General features: G+C 39.6%; 17 protein-coding genes. 4 read left to right on the top strand and 13 right to left on the bottom strand.

From position 1 onward, the window contains the following. Positions 1-15 precede the first annotated feature (15 nt). Positions 16-1,335, bottom strand: coding sequence for a DASH family cryptochrome (locus I6F66_RS04865; RefSeq protein ID WP_165740661.1), 1,320 nt, complete (start codon positions 1,333-1,335; stop codon positions 16-18). A gap of 132 nt (positions 1,336-1,467) precedes the next feature. Then, the gene (locus tag I6F66_RS04860) at positions 1,468-3,195 is read right to left on the bottom strand and encodes a DUF885 family protein (protein WP_197208846.1); all 1,728 of its coding nucleotides are present in this window, start codon (positions 3,193-3,195) and stop codon (positions 1,468-1,470) included. Positions 3,196-3,423: 228 nt separating this feature from the next. On the opposite strand from I6F66_RS04860, the gene I6F66_RS04855 reads away from it, so the two are divergent. Both I6F66_RS04855 and I6F66_RS04850 read left to right on the top strand, forming a co-directional pair. Further along, complete coding sequence (locus I6F66_RS04855; RefSeq protein WP_166379210.1) at positions 3,424-4,011, top strand: DUF4202 domain-containing protein; 588 nt, start codon at positions 3,424-3,426, stop codon at positions 4,009-4,011. 41 nt (positions 4,012-4,052) lie between these two features. Continuing rightward, a complete protein-coding gene (locus tag I6F66_RS04850; protein ID WP_165728756.1) occupies positions 4,053-4,556 on the top strand; it encodes a zf-TFIIB domain-containing protein in 504 nt (167 codons plus the stop codon). A gap of 80 nt (positions 4,557-4,636) precedes the next feature. On the opposite strand, the gene der is transcribed toward I6F66_RS04850, so the two are convergent. The 9 genes from der to ndk all read right to left on the bottom strand — a co-directional run bounded on the left by der (position 4,637) and on the right by ndk (position 15,370). Next, a complete protein-coding gene (gene der / locus I6F66_RS04845) occupies positions 4,637-6,103 on the bottom strand; it encodes a ribosome biogenesis GTPase Der (protein ID WP_024592997.1) in 1,467 nt (488 codons plus the stop codon). A 74-nt stretch (positions 6,104-6,177) separates the two neighbouring features. Beyond that, a complete protein-coding gene (bamB, locus tag I6F66_RS04840) occupies positions 6,178-7,356 on the bottom strand; it encodes an outer membrane protein assembly factor BamB (RefSeq protein WP_165728755.1) in 1,179 nt (392 codons plus the stop codon). Positions 7,357-7,366: 10 nt separating this feature from the next. Further along, positions 7,367-7,987: a tetratricopeptide repeat protein gene (locus I6F66_RS04835; RefSeq protein WP_007583431.1), complete on the bottom strand. Its 621-nt coding sequence runs from the start codon at positions 7,985-7,987 to the stop codon at positions 7,367-7,369. Positions 7,988-8,006: 19 nt separating this feature from the next. Continuing rightward, entirely contained in the window at positions 8,007-9,287 is a 1,281-nt protein-coding gene (hisS, locus tag I6F66_RS04830; protein ID WP_197161584.1) for a histidine--tRNA ligase, read from the bottom strand. A gap of 398 nt (positions 9,288-9,685) precedes the next feature. After that, on the bottom strand, positions 9,686-10,804 hold the full coding sequence (ispG, locus tag I6F66_RS04825) for a flavodoxin-dependent (E)-4-hydroxy-3-methylbut-2-enyl-diphosphate synthase (RefSeq protein WP_007583427.1): 1,119 nt from the start codon (positions 10,802-10,804) through the stop codon (positions 9,686-9,688). Between the two features lie 5 nt (positions 10,805-10,809). After that, on the bottom strand, positions 10,810-11,679 hold the full coding sequence (locus I6F66_RS04820; protein WP_007583424.1) for a RodZ domain-containing protein: 870 nt from the start codon (positions 11,677-11,679) through the stop codon (positions 10,810-10,812). Further along, positions 11,676-13,514: a type IV pilus biogenesis/stability protein PilW gene (gene pilW, locus I6F66_RS04815; protein WP_197119808.1), complete on the bottom strand. Its 1,839-nt coding sequence runs from the start codon at positions 13,512-13,514 to the stop codon at positions 11,676-11,678. Before pilW ends, I6F66_RS04820 begins: the two co-directional genes overlap by 4 nt. Before the next feature lie 126 nt (positions 13,515-13,640). Continuing rightward, positions 13,641-14,771, bottom strand: a complete 1,131-nt coding sequence (locus I6F66_RS04810) for a bifunctional tRNA (adenosine(37)-C2)-methyltransferase TrmG/ribosomal RNA large subunit methyltransferase RlmN (protein WP_007583420.1) — start codon at positions 14,769-14,771, stop codon at positions 13,641-13,643. 167 nt (positions 14,772-14,938) lie between these two features. Beyond that, complete coding sequence (ndk, locus tag I6F66_RS04805; RefSeq protein WP_007377442.1) at positions 14,939-15,370, bottom strand: nucleoside-diphosphate kinase; 432 nt, start codon at positions 15,368-15,370, stop codon at positions 14,939-14,941. Between the two features lie 279 nt (positions 15,371-15,649). Here ndk and yegQ point away from each other — a divergent pair, with 279 nt between their 5' ends. Beyond that, a complete protein-coding gene (gene yegQ, locus I6F66_RS04800; RefSeq protein WP_165728750.1) occupies positions 15,650-17,035 on the top strand; it encodes a tRNA 5-hydroxyuridine modification protein YegQ in 1,386 nt (461 codons plus the stop codon). A gap of 231 nt (positions 17,036-17,266) precedes the next feature. Here the strand turns inward: yegQ and I6F66_RS04795 are convergent, their stop codons facing one another. Further along, complete coding sequence (locus I6F66_RS04795; protein WP_165728749.1) at positions 17,267-17,647, bottom strand: GreA/GreB family elongation factor; 381 nt, start codon at positions 17,645-17,647, stop codon at positions 17,267-17,269. Between the two features lie 627 nt (positions 17,648-18,274). On the opposite strand from I6F66_RS04795, the gene I6F66_RS04790 reads away from it, so the two are divergent. Continuing rightward, entirely contained in the window at positions 18,275-19,147 is an 873-nt protein-coding gene (locus I6F66_RS04790; protein ID WP_024591184.1) for a DMT family transporter, read from the top strand. 44 nt (positions 19,148-19,191) lie between these two features. Here I6F66_RS04790 and I6F66_RS04785 read toward each other — a convergent pair whose 3' ends face one another. Beyond that, positions 19,192-20,085: a LysR family transcriptional regulator gene (locus I6F66_RS04785; RefSeq protein ID WP_165728748.1), complete on the bottom strand. Its 894-nt coding sequence runs from the start codon at positions 20,083-20,085 to the stop codon at positions 19,192-19,194. Positions 20,086-20,289 lie beyond the last annotated feature (204 nt).

The raw sequence follows: 20,289 nt of genomic DNA, 5'->3' as shown, positions 1-20,289 counted from the left end.
TAAAAGTTGATTGGCTTAAATTGGCCAATCAACTTCGTTTAAGTCATCCAGCTGCGCGCTGGTATTTTTATTACCTTGCCATTTATTAGTGTAAATACCGAGCGGATCAAACTGTAACGTTTGTTTTTCAATATTAAAGTGCCTACCGCCACGCGGATCTACACCTACGCCCGCTATGTATTGCCAGTTGCCCCAGTTTGCGGCTACGTCGTAATCAATCAATTGCTGTTCAAAATAAGCCGCGCCATAGCGCCAATCAAGGCCAAGTTCGTTAACTAAACAACTTGCCGCAACTTGCCTTGCTCGGTTTGATATATAACCAGTGGCATTAAGCTCATTCATAATGGCATTGACCAATGGGAAGGGTGTTGAGCCATTACACCACGCAGCAAAGCGGTTTGGCATAAACGTTGTTAGGGGTTTGGTTTGTTTTTGGCCTTTAAAGCTAAATAAGCTGTTGCCCGCATTGAGTGCATGCCATTTAAAATACTCTCGCCATAGCAATTCAAACTTAATCCAATAAGTAGATTCGTTGACGATATGTTTATGTTCGTACTCTTCAACCGCTTTATAAACTTGCCGTGCACTTACACAGCCAAAGGCAAGCCAGGTACTAAATTTTGTGGTGTTATTAAAGCCATCAAGCTCGTTTCGAGTTGTTTTATAGGTACTTGGCAGTAAGCCCGAAAAGTACTGCGCTAAATGAGCTTGCGCACTTTTAAATCCGCCGTGCATTATCGCGTTGTTGTCATCAGTATGTTCAGTAAGCTCAATTGGTTTGGCCGCACATAATGTTATAGGTTGAGGGAGTAAACCTTCAGGTAACATTGAGAGAGTTATAGGTATATTGGCTGCCTCTACCTTTTTACGAAACGGCGTAAAGCTTTTAGGCAGCTCGTTTAAATTAAAAGGTAGGTCGCTTTGTTTAAATAGGGTGTCTTGCAGCACGCCTGTAAATTCTGTATTTGGGCAATGCGCTTTAAGTAAACTTATTTGGCGTTGCTCGTACAAACCGATTTGCTTGCTAAATACAACTTCATCAATGTTTAGATCATTTATACGCGCTTTTAAAAGCGCTATTGGTTCACCTTCAAGCACGTGCAGTGTTTGTCCGCGTTCAATAAGCGTCTGCTGTAGCTCAAATAAGCTTTGCATTAAAAACTGTTGTTTATGCACGCCATATGGTTTTTGTTGGTAGTTATTATTTTTGAACCAATGCGGATTTATTACAAATACAATATCGAGTGCGCATTGCTGCGACGCAAGGTCACTAAAAATAGTGTTGTCAGTGAGGCGTAAATCGTTTTGTAGCCAATATAAAATGCGTTTGCTCATAGGTTTGCTCAGGTTTTTTTAATCATTAACTTTACGAAGCAAAAGCGGGTAGGGATTAGTTTTGAGATGGTTAATAGACTTTTAAAAAGAGGCGATTATTAAACCGCCTCTTAGCTTATTGAAGTATTGTTTTTAAATAGCTGATTTTTGCTCTGCTATCCAATCGTTTATTACATCCTCAAGTACTGACATAGGCAATGAACCTTGGCCAATAACGGTGTCGTGAAAGCTGCGAATATCAAATTTAGCGCCTAGTTCTTTTTCCGCTTTTGCACGTAGTTCGCGTATTTTTAGCTCGCCCATTTTGTACGAGAGCGCTTGGCCTGGCCATGAGATATAACGATCTATTTGATCCTCCACTGCGCTTTGTGGCAATGCAGTGTGATCTGCTAAGTAGTCTATTGCCTTTTGGCGGCTCCAGCCAAATGCATGAATACCGGTATCAACAACAAGCCTCACTGCGCGCCACATTTCGTAACCTAAACGACCAAAGTCGCTGTATGGGTTTTGATAAAAGCCGGCTTCTTTACCTAAGCGTTCAGAGTAAAGTGCCCAGCCTTCGCCAAATGCTGAGTGGCTAAGTGTGCGTCTAAACTCAGGTACGTCTAACTCCATTGCAATGGCGTTTTGTAAATGATGCCCTGGTATTGCTTCGTGTAGGCTTAGTGCTTCTAAATTATATAAAGGTTGTAGCTTAGGTGTTGAGGCTAAAAAGTAAGTACCCGGCGAGCGGTTATCAGCCGGTGGCATATAAAAAGCGCCACGACTCGCTGAGCCTTTTATTGTAAAGGTGTTACGCGGTAAATGATTAAAGTAGGTTGGTAATTTGCCATACATTTTTTGCGTAATAAAGGCTGTTTTTTCAAGCAGGTCTTGCGCGTCTGTTGCGTAAAATTGCTCATCGGTTGCTAAAAATTCTAAAAAATCGCTGTAAGTGCCGTCAAAACCTACTTTATCAATAATGTTTTGCATTTGCGTTTTTATACGCGCCACTTCTTTTAAGCCAAGCTCGTGTATTTGCTTGGGTGTTGCATTGGTTGTGGTGTAATAATTTACCGCATATTTATAATACTCAAGCCCGCCTTTAACACTTGAAATACCTGGCTCTGCTCTACAGTTAGGCATGTAATCGTTTTCAAAAAAGTCGTAAAAGTGCTGATAAGCTGGTACTACTTTTGAGCTAATTAAGGCTTTAGCTTTGTTTTGGTATGTGGCCTTTTGCTCTGCTGTAAATGTATTTGGTATACGGGTGAAGGGCTCGTATAAGGCGCTATTTTCAGGTTGCTTAACTATATGAGCGTTAATGCTCTGGCTGTAATTTTCAAATGTTTTGCAGTAGTGGGTGTAACCCTTTTCAATGCCTTCCTTCATCAAGTTAATGTTTTCTTGATTAAAGCGAGGGTAGTCGGCAAGGCTTACTAAAAATGCGTTGTAATCATCAGGTGTTAAAAATGCCATATTAGCCGGTGCTTCGGCAAAGTAGGTATGCCAGCCACTTAAAAAGTTAACCTGAAAATACTTATCTTGAAAAAGGTAACTTTGCTGCTCTGTTTCTCGCTCGTATTTAAATAAACGGTAGTTCATTAACTGCGAGCTGCTCAGCGTTTTAGGATCTATTTTACTTAAGTTTTTTAATACATTGTTATTATAAGCTTGGCGCTTTGCAATGGCTTGTTCGGTCCAATTTGGTAATGTACCACTGGGTTTCCAACCATCAGGGTCGGTACGAAAGAATATTTTTTCGGCTTTTGCATTTTGCCAATGGTTATCAATAATGGTTTTTAAATCTGCATTGCTATCGGCTGCGCTCGGCAGTGATGCTACAGCTAAGCAAATAGCTAAAATTGTTTTTTTGAACATATTATTCTCATTTTTAGCGCGTTAATTTTTATTAGTGTACGCACATTTATCATTTTTGTTTTTAATATAGTACCAAGTTAACTTTATTAATGCGCTTACTTTTATAACCAGTATCAATTGGTTTTACTTTTTGATTGAACAAATTTCACCGCTGAAGTGAGTGGGCCACTAGTTTATTGTTTTATCAGCGTTTAGAATGATTAAAACTAATTACAATAAAAGACCGTCATGTTTAATAAAGTAATAACGCTGATTGATGAAGCTAATAACCAAGACCCTAATACTGAGCAGCACAATGGGCAAAGCTTTCCAAAAGAAAGCTTATACGGCTTGCGTATGAGCGAAATGCTAACTCGTTTTAAACCAGATGCCGATGAACTCATGCAAGTTGCAGTGCGTGCACAGCATATTCAGCGTTGGAAGTCGCCACGTAGTGACTTTGAAATGAACAAGCAGGGTTATCATCAATGGCGCAGCGCACTTTATATTTTTCATGCGTCACTAGCCGTTGAATTAATGAAACAAGCTGGGTTTAACGATACGGACCAAAACCGTGTTTATAACGCTGTTGCTAAAAAAGATATTAAGCGCAATCCAGATAGCCAATTAGTAGAAGATGTAGCGAGTTTGGTGTTTATTGAACACTACATGCTTGGGTTTGCCAATGCAAAACCAGATTACAATGAAGAAAAATGGATTGGTATTATTCGCCGCACATGGCAAAAAATGTCAGATGAAGCCCATGAGTTTGTACTTACAGGTAATATTACATTACCAGATCCACTTGTTGGGCTTATTCATAAAGCGCTTGAGTAAAGTAGTGTAAGCTAGGTATTAAAATAAAAAGGATTTTTAGAATGTTATGCCCACGTACAAATGCCTCTCTTGAGCCGTTATTAATTGGCGGTATTACTGTTTACACTTCAGTGCAAGGTGGCGTATTTTTTGATAACAGCCAAATTTTTAAGTTTAGCTCGCCAGAGTTAAAGCACGGTCAGGTATTACTTAAACACTTAAGTAACTATATTGAAGGTGAGGGCGATGTCTCAATGCGAGTAAATTGTCCTAAATGCCCAAGTATTGTGATGATGCGCCGGTATTTTTCACCGCTTAAAGTGGTTGAAATAGACGAATGCCCAGGTTGTGCAGGCATATGGCTTGATAGCGGTGAACTGGCAAAAATACACGAAAACCATTTAACACCTAAAGAGCGAAAGCTATTAGCTCATGAAATGGCAACCAATCATGGCTTTATAACTATTAAATCACCTACTTCTAGGTTTATGCCAACTAATAAAAATAAAAGTGCACATGAAGCCACGGTGGAAAACTTAGTGCGCTTAGCTTTACTTGGTTTGTAACTCTTAATAACATATTAAAACAAAAACGGCGTACTAAAAAGTACGCCGTTTTTATTGTAATAAACTAACGCTTGAAAAGTTTATTTATTACGGTTTTCTTTAGCAAATGCACGTATTTTACGCTTTTGCGACAGTGTTACTTTATTAACACGACCAGCAAATGGGTTTTCACCTTCTCTAAATTCGATTTTAATAGGTGTGCCCATAATTTTAAGCGCTTTACGGTAGTAGTTCATCAGGTAGCGTTTATAACTATCTGGTAAATCTTTAACTTGGTTACCGTGAATAACAATACGTGGTGGGTTATAACCACCGGCATGCGCATATTTGAGCTTAACACGACGACCACGAACAAGTGGCGGCTGGTGATCGGCTTGAGCCATGTCCATAATACGACGTAACATTGCAGTACTTATACGTTTAGTCGCTGATTCATACGCTTCGTCAACAGACTCGAATAAATGACCAACACCTGTACCGTGTAGTGCAGATATAAAGTGTAGGCGTGCAAAGTCAATAAACCCTAAACGGCGATCGAGCTCTGATTTAATACGATCTTTAACGTAATCGTCTAAGCCATCCCATTTGTTCACTGCAATTACCAATGAACGACCTGAGTTAAGAGCAAAGCCTAATAAGCTTAAATCTTGATCTGAAATACCATCGCGAGCATCAACAATCAATAACACAACGTTACAATCTTCGATTGCTTGAAGCGTTTTAATGACAGAGAACTTTTCAACTACGTCGCTTACTTTTTTACGCTTACGAACACCTGCGGTGTCAATTAACACATACTCTTTTTCATTTCGAGTCATCGGAATGTAGATAGAGTCACGTGTTGTACCTGGCATGTCGTATACAATTACGCGATCTTCACCCAGTATACGGTTTGTAAGCGTTGACTTACCAACGTTAGGGCGACCAATAATTGCAAGCTTTACAGGTTTGTCTGCAAATGCCTGGTGATCGGTATCGCTGTCTTCATCTTCTTCGTAAAGATTAATAAGCTCTTCGTCATCGCCTGTTACGTCTTCGTCTTGTGCAGCTAATTCAGCAATAAGCGGCTGAAGTGTTTGCTCAAGTAATAACGTAATACCACGGCCATGCGATGCAGCAATATGATGAATTTCACCTAATGATAATTGGTAAAATTCAGCACAGTTTGAATCTGCATCAATACCATCGGTTTTATTAGCAACAACAAAACACTTTTTATCTTGCTTGCGCAAGTGATTAGCAATTGCTTGGTCAGCTACGGTCATACCTACACGAGCATCTACTAAAAACAGAACAATGTCGGCTTCTTCAATGGCTAGCAGAGATTGATCTGCCATTTCGATTTCGATGCCTTCTTCTGAGCCATCAATACCGCCCGTGTCTACCACGATAAATTCATAGCCATCGTAACTAGCTTGGCCATATTTTCTATCTCGTGTTAAACCTGGAAAATCGGCTACGAGTGCATCACGAGTACGTGTTAAACGGTTAAATAATGTGGATTTGCCCACATTGGGTCGCCCAACTAGAGCGATCACGGGAAGCATAAACTACCTCTTTAAAAAACAACAAAAGGCTTCGCAGTGCGAAGCCTTAAAAAAACCATATGACTATTAGTAACTTAGTTTGGTATTTTTACCATACTAACTTCACCATCACGGGTGTATAAAATTAGCTTATCGTCGGCAACAACTGGCTCAACAAAAAAGCCCGAGCTGTCAAAGTCTTCACGAGATACTAGCTCGCCAGTTTCTTTATTTAGCCAATGTAGGTTACCTTCTTGGTCGCCTAAAGCTAAGTGGCTACCTGCAACTGCAGGCCCTGTTAGGTACCAACCACGTAGAGCGGGTTGGCTCCAACGTTCAATACCTGAATTTTTATCTAATGCGTAAATAACACCATCGCTATCTACTAAATAAATTGTTTGTGCATCCATCGCAATTTCGCGGTAGCTGCTGTACTCACGTTTCCATACAACATTGCCAGAGCGAATATCTACAGCAGCTAAGTTGCCGTTGTAAGCTATAGCGTAAGCGTATGGACCGCTAATAAGTGGTTGAGTGTCTACGTCAACTAGGCGTTCAAATTCTGATGCGCCTTTAGCAACCGCAATTTCTGCGCTCCATGCTGAGTAACCACTGTCTGAAATTAATACGCTTAGCTTGCCTGTTTCAAGGCCTACTAATACACCACCGTTAGCAACGGTTGGCGAGCTTTGTCCGCGTAATGTTAGTGGTGGAACTTCTTGTTCAAAGCTCCAACGCTCTTCGCCTGTATCTGGGTGAAGGGCTAACAATTTACCAGAGCCTAAATTTACAAATATTAAGCCATCGCCTGCTGTTGGTTTAGACAGTGATTCGCCTGGTACGTTTTTACGCCAAACTTCTTCACCGGTTTCGCGATCAAGAGCAATAATAAAGCCGTGTTCAGAACCTATATAAATTTTACCATAGGCTTGCAAAATACCACCTGATAATTTTGCATTTCCGTTGTTAGCCCAAGGCCAAAATGATAAGTCTTGGCGTACATCGGTTTCCCATTTTGTATCGCCATTATCAAGCGAAAGCGCTTCTACTTGGCCTTCGCGGCTAGCAACATACACAGTATCTTTGTAAACTGCGGGTGTTAAACGAGAAAAATAATGCTCTACGCCATCACCTACAGATTCTTGCCAAACAACGTCAGTTTCAAATTGGTTTACAATTTCAGGAAGTACTAGTTCATCTTCATCATCACTTGATGAACAACCCATCAATGTTGCCATACATAGGGCAAGAGCTGCTGTTGTAAATTTTTTCATGCCTAAAACCTTATGCCGCTGGGCTAGTTACTGCTAGGTCATCTAACTTAATTTGTAATAGTGGGTTACTTGTTAATCCACCCGCATCTATTGCTGCTTGGTATGCAGTACGTGCTTGATCTTTATTACCTTGCTCAGTGTAAATGTCGCCTTTAAGCTCGGCCACGTTTGCATTGAACGCTTCAGGTAATGGTGCATTTAATGTCGTTAATGCATCGTCATATTTAGTTTGCGCAATTTGAACACGTGCTAAACGTGTAATCGCAATTGCTTTTAATTCTGTATTTGGCGTATTAGACACAACCCAGCTTAGCTTTTCGCTTGCTACGTCTAGTTTTTTCGCTTCTACTGCGTCTTTTGCAGCAACGAATGCAGCAAGTGTTGCGTAGTTTGTGTCTTTATTTTCGCTAATAAACGCATCAGCTGAAGATAAAACATCATCGCTTTCAACAAGCGCTGTATATGAATCTGATGCTTTTTCAGCGGTAGTAATTTGGTTTTGGTTATATGCTTTCCAGCCATATAAGCCACCTAGGCCAACAAGTATACCTAGCGCAAGTGAAATGCCGTTTTCACGGAAAAAGCGTTTAATGGCTTCTGCTTGTTGTTCTTCTGTTGAATAAATATCCATTCTTACCTCTAATGTTCGCTTAGCCGTTAATAAGCTCAGCTAATAGCGCTTTAGCTTGTTCTAATTCTAATGTGACTTGTTCTTTACGCTCGCGTAAATACTTGATGGTCACAACGCCTTTTTCTAATTCATCTTCACCAATAATCACTGCAACAAGTGCATCGCTTTTATCAGCACGTTTTAATTGTTTTTTAAAGTTGCCGCCGCCCGCATGTACCATAACGCGTAAACCCGGTACGTCTTTACGTAGTTGCGCTGCAATTGCAGGAGCTTGAATGCTTGCTTTGTCGCCCATTGCTGCTAAATATACATCAGCATTACGACGAATGTCACCTACACACTCAAGTGCTTGTAGTAATAATACTAAGCGCTCTAGACCCATTGCAAAACCAACTGCTGGCGTTGCTTTGCCGCCAAGTTGTTCAACTAAGCCATCGTAACGTCCGCCAGCACATACAGTGCCTTGTGCACCTAAACTGTCGGTTACCCATTCAAATACAGTGCGGTTGTAGTAGTCTAAACCACGTACTAACTTTTCATTAATCGTATATGAGACGCCAGCAGCGTCTAAACGTTCACATAAATTTTCAAAATGTTCTTTTGATTCAGCATCTAAATTTTCAGACAATTTAGGCGCATCAGTTAAAATTGCTTGTACGTCTGGGTTTTTGCTATCAAGTACGCGTAATGGATTTGAATACATACGACGTTTTGAGTCTTCATCAAGCACATCAAGGTGTTGCTCAAGGTAGGCTACTAACGCATCACGGTAATCTGCACGCGCTTCGTTAGACCCTAAAGAATTTAGCTCTAAACGAACGTGCTCAGTAATACCAAAGGCTTCCCATAGCTGCGCTGTTAATAAAATAACTTCTGCGTCTATGTCGGCTGTAGCAATACCAAATGTTTCTAAACCAAATTGGTGAAACTGACGGTAACGACCTTTTTGCGGGCGCTCGTGACGAAACATTGGACCCATGTACCAAAGGCGTTGTTCTTGGTTGTATAGTAAGCCATTTTGGTTGCCAGCACGTACGCATACTGCGGTGCCTTCTGGGCGAAGTGTTAATAAGTCGCCATTGCGATCGGCAAAGGTGTACATTTCTTTTTCTACTATATCGGTAACTTCACCAATAGAGCGTTTAAATAAGTCGGTTGATTCTACAATAGGAAAACGAATTTCTTGATAACCGAACGATGCTACTGTCTCGCGTAAAATGTTTTCTACTTTCTGCCAAACTTGTGTATCGCCCGGCAGACAATCGTTCATACCGCGAACTGCCTGAATTTGTTTTGCCACTGATAAATCCTAAATGCTGTTTTTTTGTGTAATGAAAAATGCTTACACAACAAGAATGCTAAAAATTGACCCGTCATTATATACCCAAATGACCCCATGATGCGAGTTTCAGTTGGAATTAAAAGCGATTTAGGCAAGGCATTGATTGAAAGTAATAGTGGTTCTATTGTTAAAATCAATAACGCAGTATAAATCGCTTTTAAACCAACCCGTTGGGCGGTTCACAGACACTTACTCTCATCGTTGTTACTTTTTAAAAGGGATTGCCATTCTTGCAAAGTAACGCCTTGATATTAAGAGCCTGTGAAACGCTGAATTCTGTATCTTGGGGTCGTTTGGGTATCCACTAGCTATAAAGGTAAACGGCAAACCACGGGGTTTGCCACCTTAAACGGTATTTATTCGACTATTTTTATGTCAATCGGTGTTTGGCTCTGCTTTTTTTCTATAAAGTCGCGTACATAACCTTCAAGCTGATCAACAATGTTGTTGTTATCAATGCGCGCTTTTTGGCGTTCGCCATTTATATACAAACCAGAGCGACGATTTGCACCGGCAAGCCCTATATCACTCACAAGCGCTTCACCTGGTCCATTTACAACGCAACCAATTACCGAAACTGACATAGGTTCGATAATATCCTCTAAGCGCTCTTCAAGTTGGTTCATGGTGCTTACTACATCAAACTCTTGGCGTGAGCAGCTAGGGCAGGCAATAAAGTTAATTCCACGCGAACGAATGCGCAATGAATTTAAGATATCAAAGCCGACTTTAATTTCTTGAACAGGATCGGCAGCAAGTGATACACGCAGGGTATCGCCAATACCTTCGGCTAATAACATACCTAAACCTACTGCAGATTTAACAGAGCCTGAGCGCATGCCGCCCGCTTCGGTAATACCTAAATGTAGTGGTTGGTCTATTTCTTTAGCGAGTAAGCGATATGCTCCTACAGCTAAAAATACGTCAGACGCTTTTACTGATATTTTAAATTGGTCAAAATCAAGGCGGCGCAATATATCTACATGGCGCATTGCTGATTCTAATAAGGCTTCTGGTGTTGGTTCGCCGTATTTTTCTTGTAAGTCGCGCTCTAGTGAACCGCCATTTACACCAATACGAATAGGAATGTTATGCTCGCGTGCTGAGTCTACTACGGCTCTAATACGCTCTTCACTACCTATATTCCCTGGGTTTATACGCAGGCAATCAACGCCGTATTTTGCCACTTTTAAGGCTATACGGTAATCAAAGTGAATATCGGCTACTAGCGGAATCGTTACTTGTTCTTTAATACTTTTAAACGCTTCGGCTGCATCCATTGTTGGTACTGATACACGGACTATGTCGGCACCTGCATCTTGTATTGCCTGTATTTGTGCAACAGTTGCATCAACATCCATGGTGTCGGTGTTGGTCATTGATTGCACTGCAATAGGGGCACCATCACCAATAGGGACGTTACCTACATTGATTCGGGTGGATTTTCTGCGTTTAATTGGAGATTCTGAAAACATAGCGACTACTCTGCTAGTGGTAATGTAAATTTGGCTAAACGGTTTTGAGGAAATGCAGAAACATCTACAGGTTCACCGTTTAAAGTAATGTCTACAGCGTCATGCTTACCAAGCACAACTGAAAAAGGAGGCGTACCGCTTACGGTCATAATGTAGCCTGCTTTTTTAACGCCGAATGCTATTTTCTCGCCTTCGCCGTCGTAAATTTCAACCCAACTTTCGCCATTAAAGTTCATGACAATTGTACTGCTAGCATCGTCTTGACTTGCGCTGTTAGAAGCAATAGGAGCCGTTTCTTTAACTATTTCTGGGCTTGTTGATGTTTCACTAGACGTGCTTTGTGATTCTAATAATGATTCATCGTCAATTTCGGCTTGTTGCTGTTGCTCTGAAATACTGGGTTGAGCGGCTTGGCGCTCGCTCATTTTTGAGTTGGCAACGTTTATGTTACTCGTTTGCTCTTCAATAGGTGTCGCGTTTTGCCAAAACCATAAAGCAGATGAGCCAATAACAATCGCTAAAATTAAATAGCTAAAAAACATTAAGCGGCTGTCGTTTGCTTCTTTTTCTGTACGGCGTGAAAAACTCTGCATATTAGCGGGTTTAGCCGGCTCCGGTGGGGCTGGCATCATTGCTAATATAGGTGCGCTATCTACTTTTAATTCACGGCAATAGTTTTTTATATAGCCTTTAACAAAAGTAATAGGGCCTAGTAATGTAAATTCATCATTTTCAAGGCGTTTAATTTGAAGTTCAGACAGCTTTAACGGTGCAGCAATAGTCGCTATGCTAACGTTCGCTTGTTCTCTGTGATTTTTTAATATCTGGCCTACAGTTGGCTGTTCGCTCTGTGTTTGCGTATTTTCTTCATTCATAATGTGTATGAGTCTGGATCCACTAGTAAAAGTTTGTGCCCTGGTTTTAGTGCTATATCAGGACTTAATTTATTCCATCGCATTAATTCATCAATTAATACATGCCGCTGGGTAGCTATATCGTAAAGGGAATCACCAGCTTTAATTTCGTAATAAATATTTGGATCGTTTAGGTATATTTTACTTCCATTCATTACCCGATCCGACTCTTTTAGACCATTCCATTGCAGGAGCTTTTGTAGTTTAACATTGTATCGCACCGAAATGCTAAATAGGTTTTCGCCAACAGCAATTACGTGAAATGGCACGCGTAAAGGCGATACTTTAGGGTTAAGCATTGGGAGCTCTGTTTTTTGTACTGCTTCGTAACTTTTAAATTCAATATCTGCATCATTTTGATAGCTGCTATTTTTAAATACAGTTGTATTTTTAGTCGCTTCGTAGAATACCACGTCACTACTATTTTTTTGAGCGGTAACTGCAGGAACTGAATTACTATAGTTACTAGTTTGCTGCGAATTAAACTGGCCTGTTTTAGGTGCGCCAAACGAAATTATTGTAACTTCGTCATCGGCTTTAGCTGGTTGTTTTGTTGCTATAACTTCTTTTTGAGGTTCGTAAACGGGCTTAGCTTTTTTAGGTGCAGCTACTACGGAATCTGCAGAGTCGTGCTTAGTAGTAAGTGCAAGCATAACAGCCGATGTATCGGTAGGGTTGCTTGGCGCGACGACTTTAGGAGCATCTTCTTTTTGAGTTGTTATTTGTTTTGCTATTACGGTTGCTTCATCGGCTTGCTTACTGACCGTGTTTTTTACCGTCTTAGCTTGCTTTTCTCTTACTATAACTGGATTTACATCTTGGTTATTTGCTATTGCGAGCTTTTTATCTGTTTTTTGCTCGTCGTTTGTTACCAAGCTTGTTGAACCGTCTTGTGGTGAACGTTTCTTTCTGATTACTTTTATTTTTGGTTTTGAACTAACGTGCGCGCCGCTTTCGTCATTTTTTAGTTCTTTTAACTGCGCTTTACGGTATTTTTCTCGCAGTATTTCAAACTCATTAAAACGTGTTCTTTTCTCTTTTAATGCATAGGCTTCGTTACTGCTAGAGTAAGTTTGTAAGATAGTGCTGGAAATTTTTTCAGCCTCTTCTATTCTGCCCATTCTGTTTTTTACAAGGTAGCTAAGCATTAATGCGCGAGAAGATACTCGACCTGTGCTTTCGTAGCGTTTTAAAAGTTCACTGGCTTTGTATAAGTCACTTTTTGCGTAATACAGCGCTGCTAAACTAATTAACGTAGATGTACGCTGAGAGCTGTGATTAAGTGCCTGTTGAAAGTAACTTTCTGCATTTTCAAAATCATCAAATTCAATAGCACACAAGGCTAAATTTTCGTAACTTTCGGCAACGCGAATATAACTTGGTACTTCAATGGCTTTTAAAAATTGATCAGTTGCACGATCGTATTCATCAATACCACATAAAAACACGCCGTAGTTATTAAGGGTATTAGGATCGTCAGGCTTTATTTCGAGTGCTTTTTGGTAGGCTTTATCAGCTAGCGGGTTTTCGCCTACTTGTTGATAGTAATAAGCAAGAGAGTAATGTACTTCAGGTAGGTCAGGAGCAAATGCAGCTGCACGTTCTAAATTGTATTTGGCTTGAGAGTTATTACCCGTTTTTAAATACTGTAGGGCTAAAGCAATTCGTGTTCGTGCTGCGCCAGTATTATTAATTTTATTTTCGACGACGGGCTTATTACTGCCGTTATAACTACTTTCGCTAACACAGCCACTTAAGGCAAGTGTTGATAGTGTTATAGCAAGTATAGATCGCATTACCTTATCTCTTTATTTTTAGTCCATGGCGCCTATCTTACCTAAAACCTTTGTTGTTGCATCATTTATTTAAAAATAAACAACTTAACCACCCTACATGACTAATTAACATAGGGTGGTTACAGATTATGCTTGGTGGATATTAACGCTAATTGCGTTATCGTCACGCATTTTCTTTTTAGCTAAACGTTTAGTACGGTCAACTACATCACCTACTAACTGTCCGCAAGCAGCGTCAATATCGTCACCGCGAGTTCGGCGCACAATACAGGTAACGCCTGCTGCTTGTAATACTTTTGAAAAACGGTCAATACGGCTATTGCTTGAGCGCGTGTATTCATTACCCGGAAACGGGTTAAACGGAATAAGGTTTACCTTACAAGGTGTGCCTTTTAACGTTTGCACTAATGCATGCGCCTGATCGGTGCTGTCGTTAATACCGTTAAGCATAACGTATTCAACCGTTACATCTTTATTTGCTTTTGAGCCATCGATATAACGACGACACGAGGCTAAAAATTCTTCAATAGGGTACTTTTTATTAACTGGCACTAAAATGTCACGCAGTGCGTTATCGGGTGCGTGAAGTGAAATAGCCAGTGCTACGTCAATTTTCTCTTTTAGTAAATCAAGAGCAGGTACAACGCCTGAAGTACTTAATGTTACGCGGCGCTTAGATAAACCAAAGCCCCAATCGTCCATCATTAGTTCCATTGCTGGCACTACGTTTTTAAGATTAAGTAAAGGCTCGCCCATACCCATCATTACAACGTTAGTTACTGGGCGCTTTTCGCTATGACCATCAAGGCCTATATCTTTAGCTACACGCCAAACTTGACCAATAATTTCAGATACTTTTAAGTTACGGTTAAAGCCTTGTTGAGCAGTAGAACAAAAAGTACATTCAAGAGCACAACCCACTTGTGATGATACACATAACGTAGCGCGCTCTTTTTCAGGGATCCAAACGGCTTCTACTTCTTGGCCGCCTTCCAGAATAAGTGCGTACTTAATAGTACCGTCGCTTGCTTGTTGGCGCACAGTGATTTCTGGCGCTACAATTTCGCACTCAGCTTTAAGTTTTTCTTTAAGCTTTTTGTTTACGTTGCTCATATCGTCGAAGTTATCTACGCCAAAATGATAAATCCATTTCATCACCTGGTCACTACGAAACGGCTTTTCACCGAACGATGCAAATAGCTCGCGCATTGCTTCTCGGTTTAAATCTAATAAGTTAATCTTTTTTTGCTCGGTCATGAAACAACCTCAATCGGTGACGGTGGAGATAAAATTTACGAGGACGAATTGTACACAATTCACTCACTTTAATCATTAAGTAAAACATCATGAGTTTCTGATTAATACTTTACGTAATGACTAAAAAAGGGCCCGAAAGCCCTTTTCAATATGTTAACGAATTCGAATTAACGAGTACGTGAACAAAGCTCTTCGTCAGCGAAGAAGTACGCGATTTCGCGAGCAGCAGATTCAACAGCGTCAGAACCGTGAACAGCATTTTCGTCGATGCTATCAGCGTAGTCTGCACGTAAAGTACCAGCTAGTGCTTCAGCAGGGTTAGTAGCACCCATGATTTCACGGTTTTTAAGAACAGCGTTTTCGCCTTCAAGAACTGTAACCATTACTGGACCAGATGTCATGAAAGATACTAAAGCACCGAAGAAAGGACGTTCGCTATGTTCAGCGTAGAAACCTTCAGCTTTCTCTTGTGAAAGGTGAACCATTTTAGCTGCAACGATTTTAAGGCCAGCAGATTCGAAACGGTTGTAGATAGCGCCAATGTGGTTTTTAGCAACTGCATCAGGTTTTACGATTGAAAAAGTACGTTCTAAAGCCATCTTTATGCTCCAATAATTTTAAGTAAAAGTGTGAATATTAACGGGCGCGAATTATACGCGTTTTAAGTGAAAAATCCTAATTTTATTAAAAACCAGTTTGGTTGCCGTTTTGTGATCTCGATCAAACGCAAATTATTGACCGCATTTATACTGCCGCGCTTCTGTTTACTTATTTGTTAATGACTAATCTGAATTCTGCTTGGGATAGATTTATTTTTCAGAGTTTAGGTTAACTACTTATGCAACTGGCTTAAACCCAGTTTGATGTATGGAGCGCACATGTCACCCGTTATTTCTTCAATGCCTTTTATTCCTGAATTATTATGCCCCGCAGGCAGTTTAAAAAACATGCGCTACGCGTTTGCTTATGGCGCAGATGCGGTTTATGCAGGGCAGCCTCGCTATAGTTTGCGTGTACGTAATAATGAGTTTGACCTAGATACTCTGCAAGTAGGAATTAGTGAAGCGCATGTGCAAAATAAAAAGTTTTATGTGGTGTCTAATATTGCACCGCACAACGCTAAAGTTAAATCGTATTTACGTGATATAGAACCGGTTATTGCGATGAAACCCGATGCGCTAATTATGTCAGACCCTGGTTTAATTATGCTTGTTCGTGAAAAATGGCCTGCCATGCCGATCCACTTATCGGTACAGGCGAATGCGGTAAATTACGCGAGTGTACAATTTTGGGCAAAGCAGGGAATTGAACGCGTTATTTTATCGCGGGAGCTGTCGCTCGAAGAAATAACTGAAATACGCACACTCTGCCCAGACACCCAACTTGAAGTGTTTGTACATGGCGCACTGTGTATGGCGTATTCGGGGCGTTGTTTGCTCTCTGGTTACATAAATAAGCGCGATCCAAATCAAGGCACATGTACTAATGCATGTCGCTGGGATTACGATGTAAAACCTGGTGTTGAGAACGAAACTGGCGAAATGGTGCATAAAATTGACCCCAAACAGGTTATTCCTACACTGGGTGAAGGCGCGCCAAGTAACGATGTATTTATGCTAGAGGAACAAGGTCGCCCTGGTGAGTATATGCCTGCGTTTGAGGATGAACACGGCACGTATATTATGAACTCAAAAGATTTACGCGCTGTGCAATACGTAGAGCAGTTAACAAAAATGGGTGTACATAGTTTAAAAATAGAAGGGCGTACTAAGTCATTTTATTATGTAGCGCGCACAGCACAAGTTTATCGCAGAGCAATAGACGACGCAGCTTCGGGTAAACCATTTGATACTAACTTATTTAAAACACTCGAAAATCTAGCACATCGTGGTTATACCGAAGGCTTTTTAAAACGCCATGCCCATCAAGATTATCAAAATTATGAATACGGCCATTCGGTATCAACTAAGCAGCAATTTGTGGGAGAAGTACTTGAGCGCTGCGAAAATGGATTAGTTGAAATAGACGTTAAAAATAAATTTTGTACAGGCCACTCTTTAGAGCTTATGACACCACAAGGTAACTTTACTTTTAAGCTTGAATATATGGAAAACAAAAAGGGCGAAAGTATTAGCGATGCTAAAGGCTCCGGTCACATTGTAAAAATACTGCTAGATGAAGACATTAACTTAGCGCATGCTATTTTAATGCGTAATCTTGAGGAACACCAAGATACTCGTAATCCATTTAAACAAGCTGTTTAGCTACAGCTGAATATAGTTTTTTCAAAAAACTCGGGGTTATAAAAACCCCGAGTTTGCGACTTTATTTAAAATAATATTAATTATTTTTCAAGCTGCTTTAGCTTATCTCTTCGCTCTTTACGTTTTTGTTTTAATGTTTTGCTTGCATGTTTTTTAGGTTTTTCTTTACTCATTACAAATAACTCCAATTAAATATATAAAATTAATAAATAAAAATTGAAATAATTTACTCTATATTTCCTCCTTAATATTAATGGCTATTATTTCCCAAAGGTGGGATTCCCCAGCTTCTTTATATTCAATAATATGATTTATTTTATGCCCTAAAAGAGCGACCCCAAGAGGAGAGTGAAATGATACGTCATTAATAAAGTGCCTTCGTTGGTTTGGAGGCACTAAAGTTATACGGCGCTTAAAACCGGTGGTTATATTTTTAATAACCACCGTGCTATTAATTTTTACATGCGGATTGAATTTTGACCAAGGCCGCTGTGAATACTCGACTTCTTGTAGTAAATACGCAAGCTTTAACGGTTGTAATAGTACCGCTGCGTCTGTGAAGTCATTTTTAGACAGGAAAGATTTTTTACGCTCGAACAGAAAAGAAAGCACGGACTAATCCCCACAAAAACTAAATCGAATTTAAATATATAAAGGTACAGTGTAACTGCCGAGTGTAAGGGTTACACTCGGCTTAAATTCCGAAGGTGGTATTTGTTTTTAGCAGATATGTGATTAAAGTAAACATATTATCCTCTTTGTTTAAATCAATCATATTGAGTTTAAAAATAAAGTCAATTGAGTTTTAGGTTAAAAATATATTGGCGATAAAATGACAGTTTAAAACTGTTTTTTTTATGTTTTTATAAATTCGTTTTTTTCACTAAATTGTTGTTATTTCTGTGTGTTAGTTGCTCACTATTTGATTGAAGCTAAGCGACTAAATAGTTAAGTGCTATTTATGGGATCTATAGTGCCACTTATGCCTATTTATAATATTTATAGATTAAATATACTGGTGTTGTTGTTTATTAAAGTGTAATTGTGTGGCTAGTATTTTATTATGTGAAGCCTAAGCTGCTTATTTTATAGAGTAGAAGCTAGGTATCGGGTAACGCTCTTGTAGTGGCTACGTGCTTTACTGCTGAACCTTTATGTAATAGTTACTCCATTCAACAATGTTAAATAACCACTTTTTATTCGGGTTTATCAAAGTAAATTATAAAGGGTCTCACTTATATGTGGATAATTTTTGCATTACTCGCCACTGTTTTTTTTGGTGCGCGAGGAATAATGTACCAATGGACGTCACAAAAAAAGATTAATCGTAATCTATTATTATTCGGTGTTTTTTTTGTGGGATTTATAATTAGTGCGCTAGGTACTGTGGTGTTTGAGCACACATGGTACGGCTGGGCTGACATTACTGTTGGACTCGCTTTAGGTTTTGGATCTTTTGCGGCTAATGGGTTTTTACACAAAGGGTTTTCGGTTGGGAAAGCGTCTTTAATTAGTATTCTGTCGGGGTTAACGCCTTTATTTGTGCTTTTATTTGCCTTTTTATTATGGCAAGAAACCTTAACTGTTATTCAATTAATCGGCTTTTTTATTATTTTTGGCGGCCTTTATATTATTCGCTACTCCAGCGATATCTCATTAAGTAACTTACAAGGCGCGCAATGGGGATTACTGGCGGCACTGTCCTTTGCATTTAATGATTTAATGGGTAAGCAATCAACGCTTCTTGAGGCGGATACGTTTGCAACTTTAACGTCTATGTTTGGGTTTGGTAGCTTTCTTTTTGCCGTTAGTTGGTTAGTAAAGCGTAAAAAAATGCTAGCAGAGCAAGGCAGCTCTCAAGCGTATTGGTCTGCCGGTAAAACATTCTCATGCGGGTTACTTATTGGTTTAACAAATGTAGCAGGCATGGTTGCAATAATATCGGCTTTTGCAATTGGTAATACAGGGCTTGTGTCGGCAATTTCAGGAATGAACATTTTAATTATTTTGCTGTACTCACGCATAATTCTAAAAGAGTCTTTTACACGCCAAGAAGTTATAGGATTAACAACGGCATTTTTAGGTGTAATTGTACTAAGGCTTAGTTTTTAAAAGATGAATTAGCTTAATTACTTTGCTGTGAAAAGCCTACACTGCTACATTTTAGTGAAGTGTTGCAGTGTATGCTCTATAAGTAATCGCACTCGATAAGGGATTTGTTTTCTGTCGCGATAAAGCATAGAAAATGGCTGCCCTTTGCTTTGCCAATCATGAAGAATGTGTTTAAGCTTTCCTGCTTTAATAAGTGGTAATGCTATATAATCAGGGATGTAGCTAATACCCACACCAGACTCAACTGCTTGTTTCATCATTTGAATTTCATCAACTTCTAATCGAACATGTGTGTTTGGATTAAAACTGTACTCTTCACTCGTTTGCTGATTTTTTAATTGCCACGGTACCAACCCAACGCACGTAACTTTTGGTTGCTCTTCTAATTGCTCAGGATGAGTGATGGATTGATAATCATAGTCAGGATGAGCACACAATACATTATGAGTAAGCTTTAGTTCTCTAATAACCCAATTATCAATGGCAGGATTTCTTACTCTAAACGCTATATCAATCCCTTCTTTTTCAATATCAATAAGGTTATTTGAAAAGCGTAAATCTAGTTGAATATCGGGATACTGCAGTAAAAAATCACAAAAAATAGCACTTAAAAAATGTTTACCCATGTAAATGGGTGCACAGATCCTAATTTTCCCTTTAGGTTGGTTTTTCTCATCACAAAGTGCTTGCTCTATACACTCTACTTCATCAAACAGTTTACGATAGCGATCGTAATATAACTCGCCAGTATGCGTAAGTGTAACTCGATGGGCATCTCGATTTAGGAGTGTTAATTGCAGAGTCTGCTCTAATAAACGTATTCTACGGCTCAAAGTTGATAGTGACATATCAAGGCTTGTTGATGCTTTTTTAAAGCTACCTAATTTTACTATGGTGCAAAAGTAACGTAAATCATCGAGAGAATAACTAGCTGCCATCAGAACTACTTTATTGTTTAGGATGTAGGCAATATTAACAGCGACGCTTTAGAATTTCATTAGAGAAGCCAGAAGTTTTTATTGATAAAGATCAACAAAGAAAAAGTCAATAAAATGCATAATTTAAGAGGGCGTTCAGAATTCTGTGTCAGCCTAAATTGCTAAATATCTAGCACACCATCTAACCTACCTTCGAAGTGGATG

Source organism: Pseudoalteromonas sp. NZS100_1, assembly GCF_015864285.1.
In the GTDB taxonomy this organism is placed as follows: domain Bacteria; phylum Pseudomonadota; class Gammaproteobacteria; order Enterobacterales; family Alteromonadaceae; genus Pseudoalteromonas; species Pseudoalteromonas arctica.
Note: the sequence above shows the minus strand (reverse complement) of the source record. Positions and strands in the feature narration are given on the sequence as shown.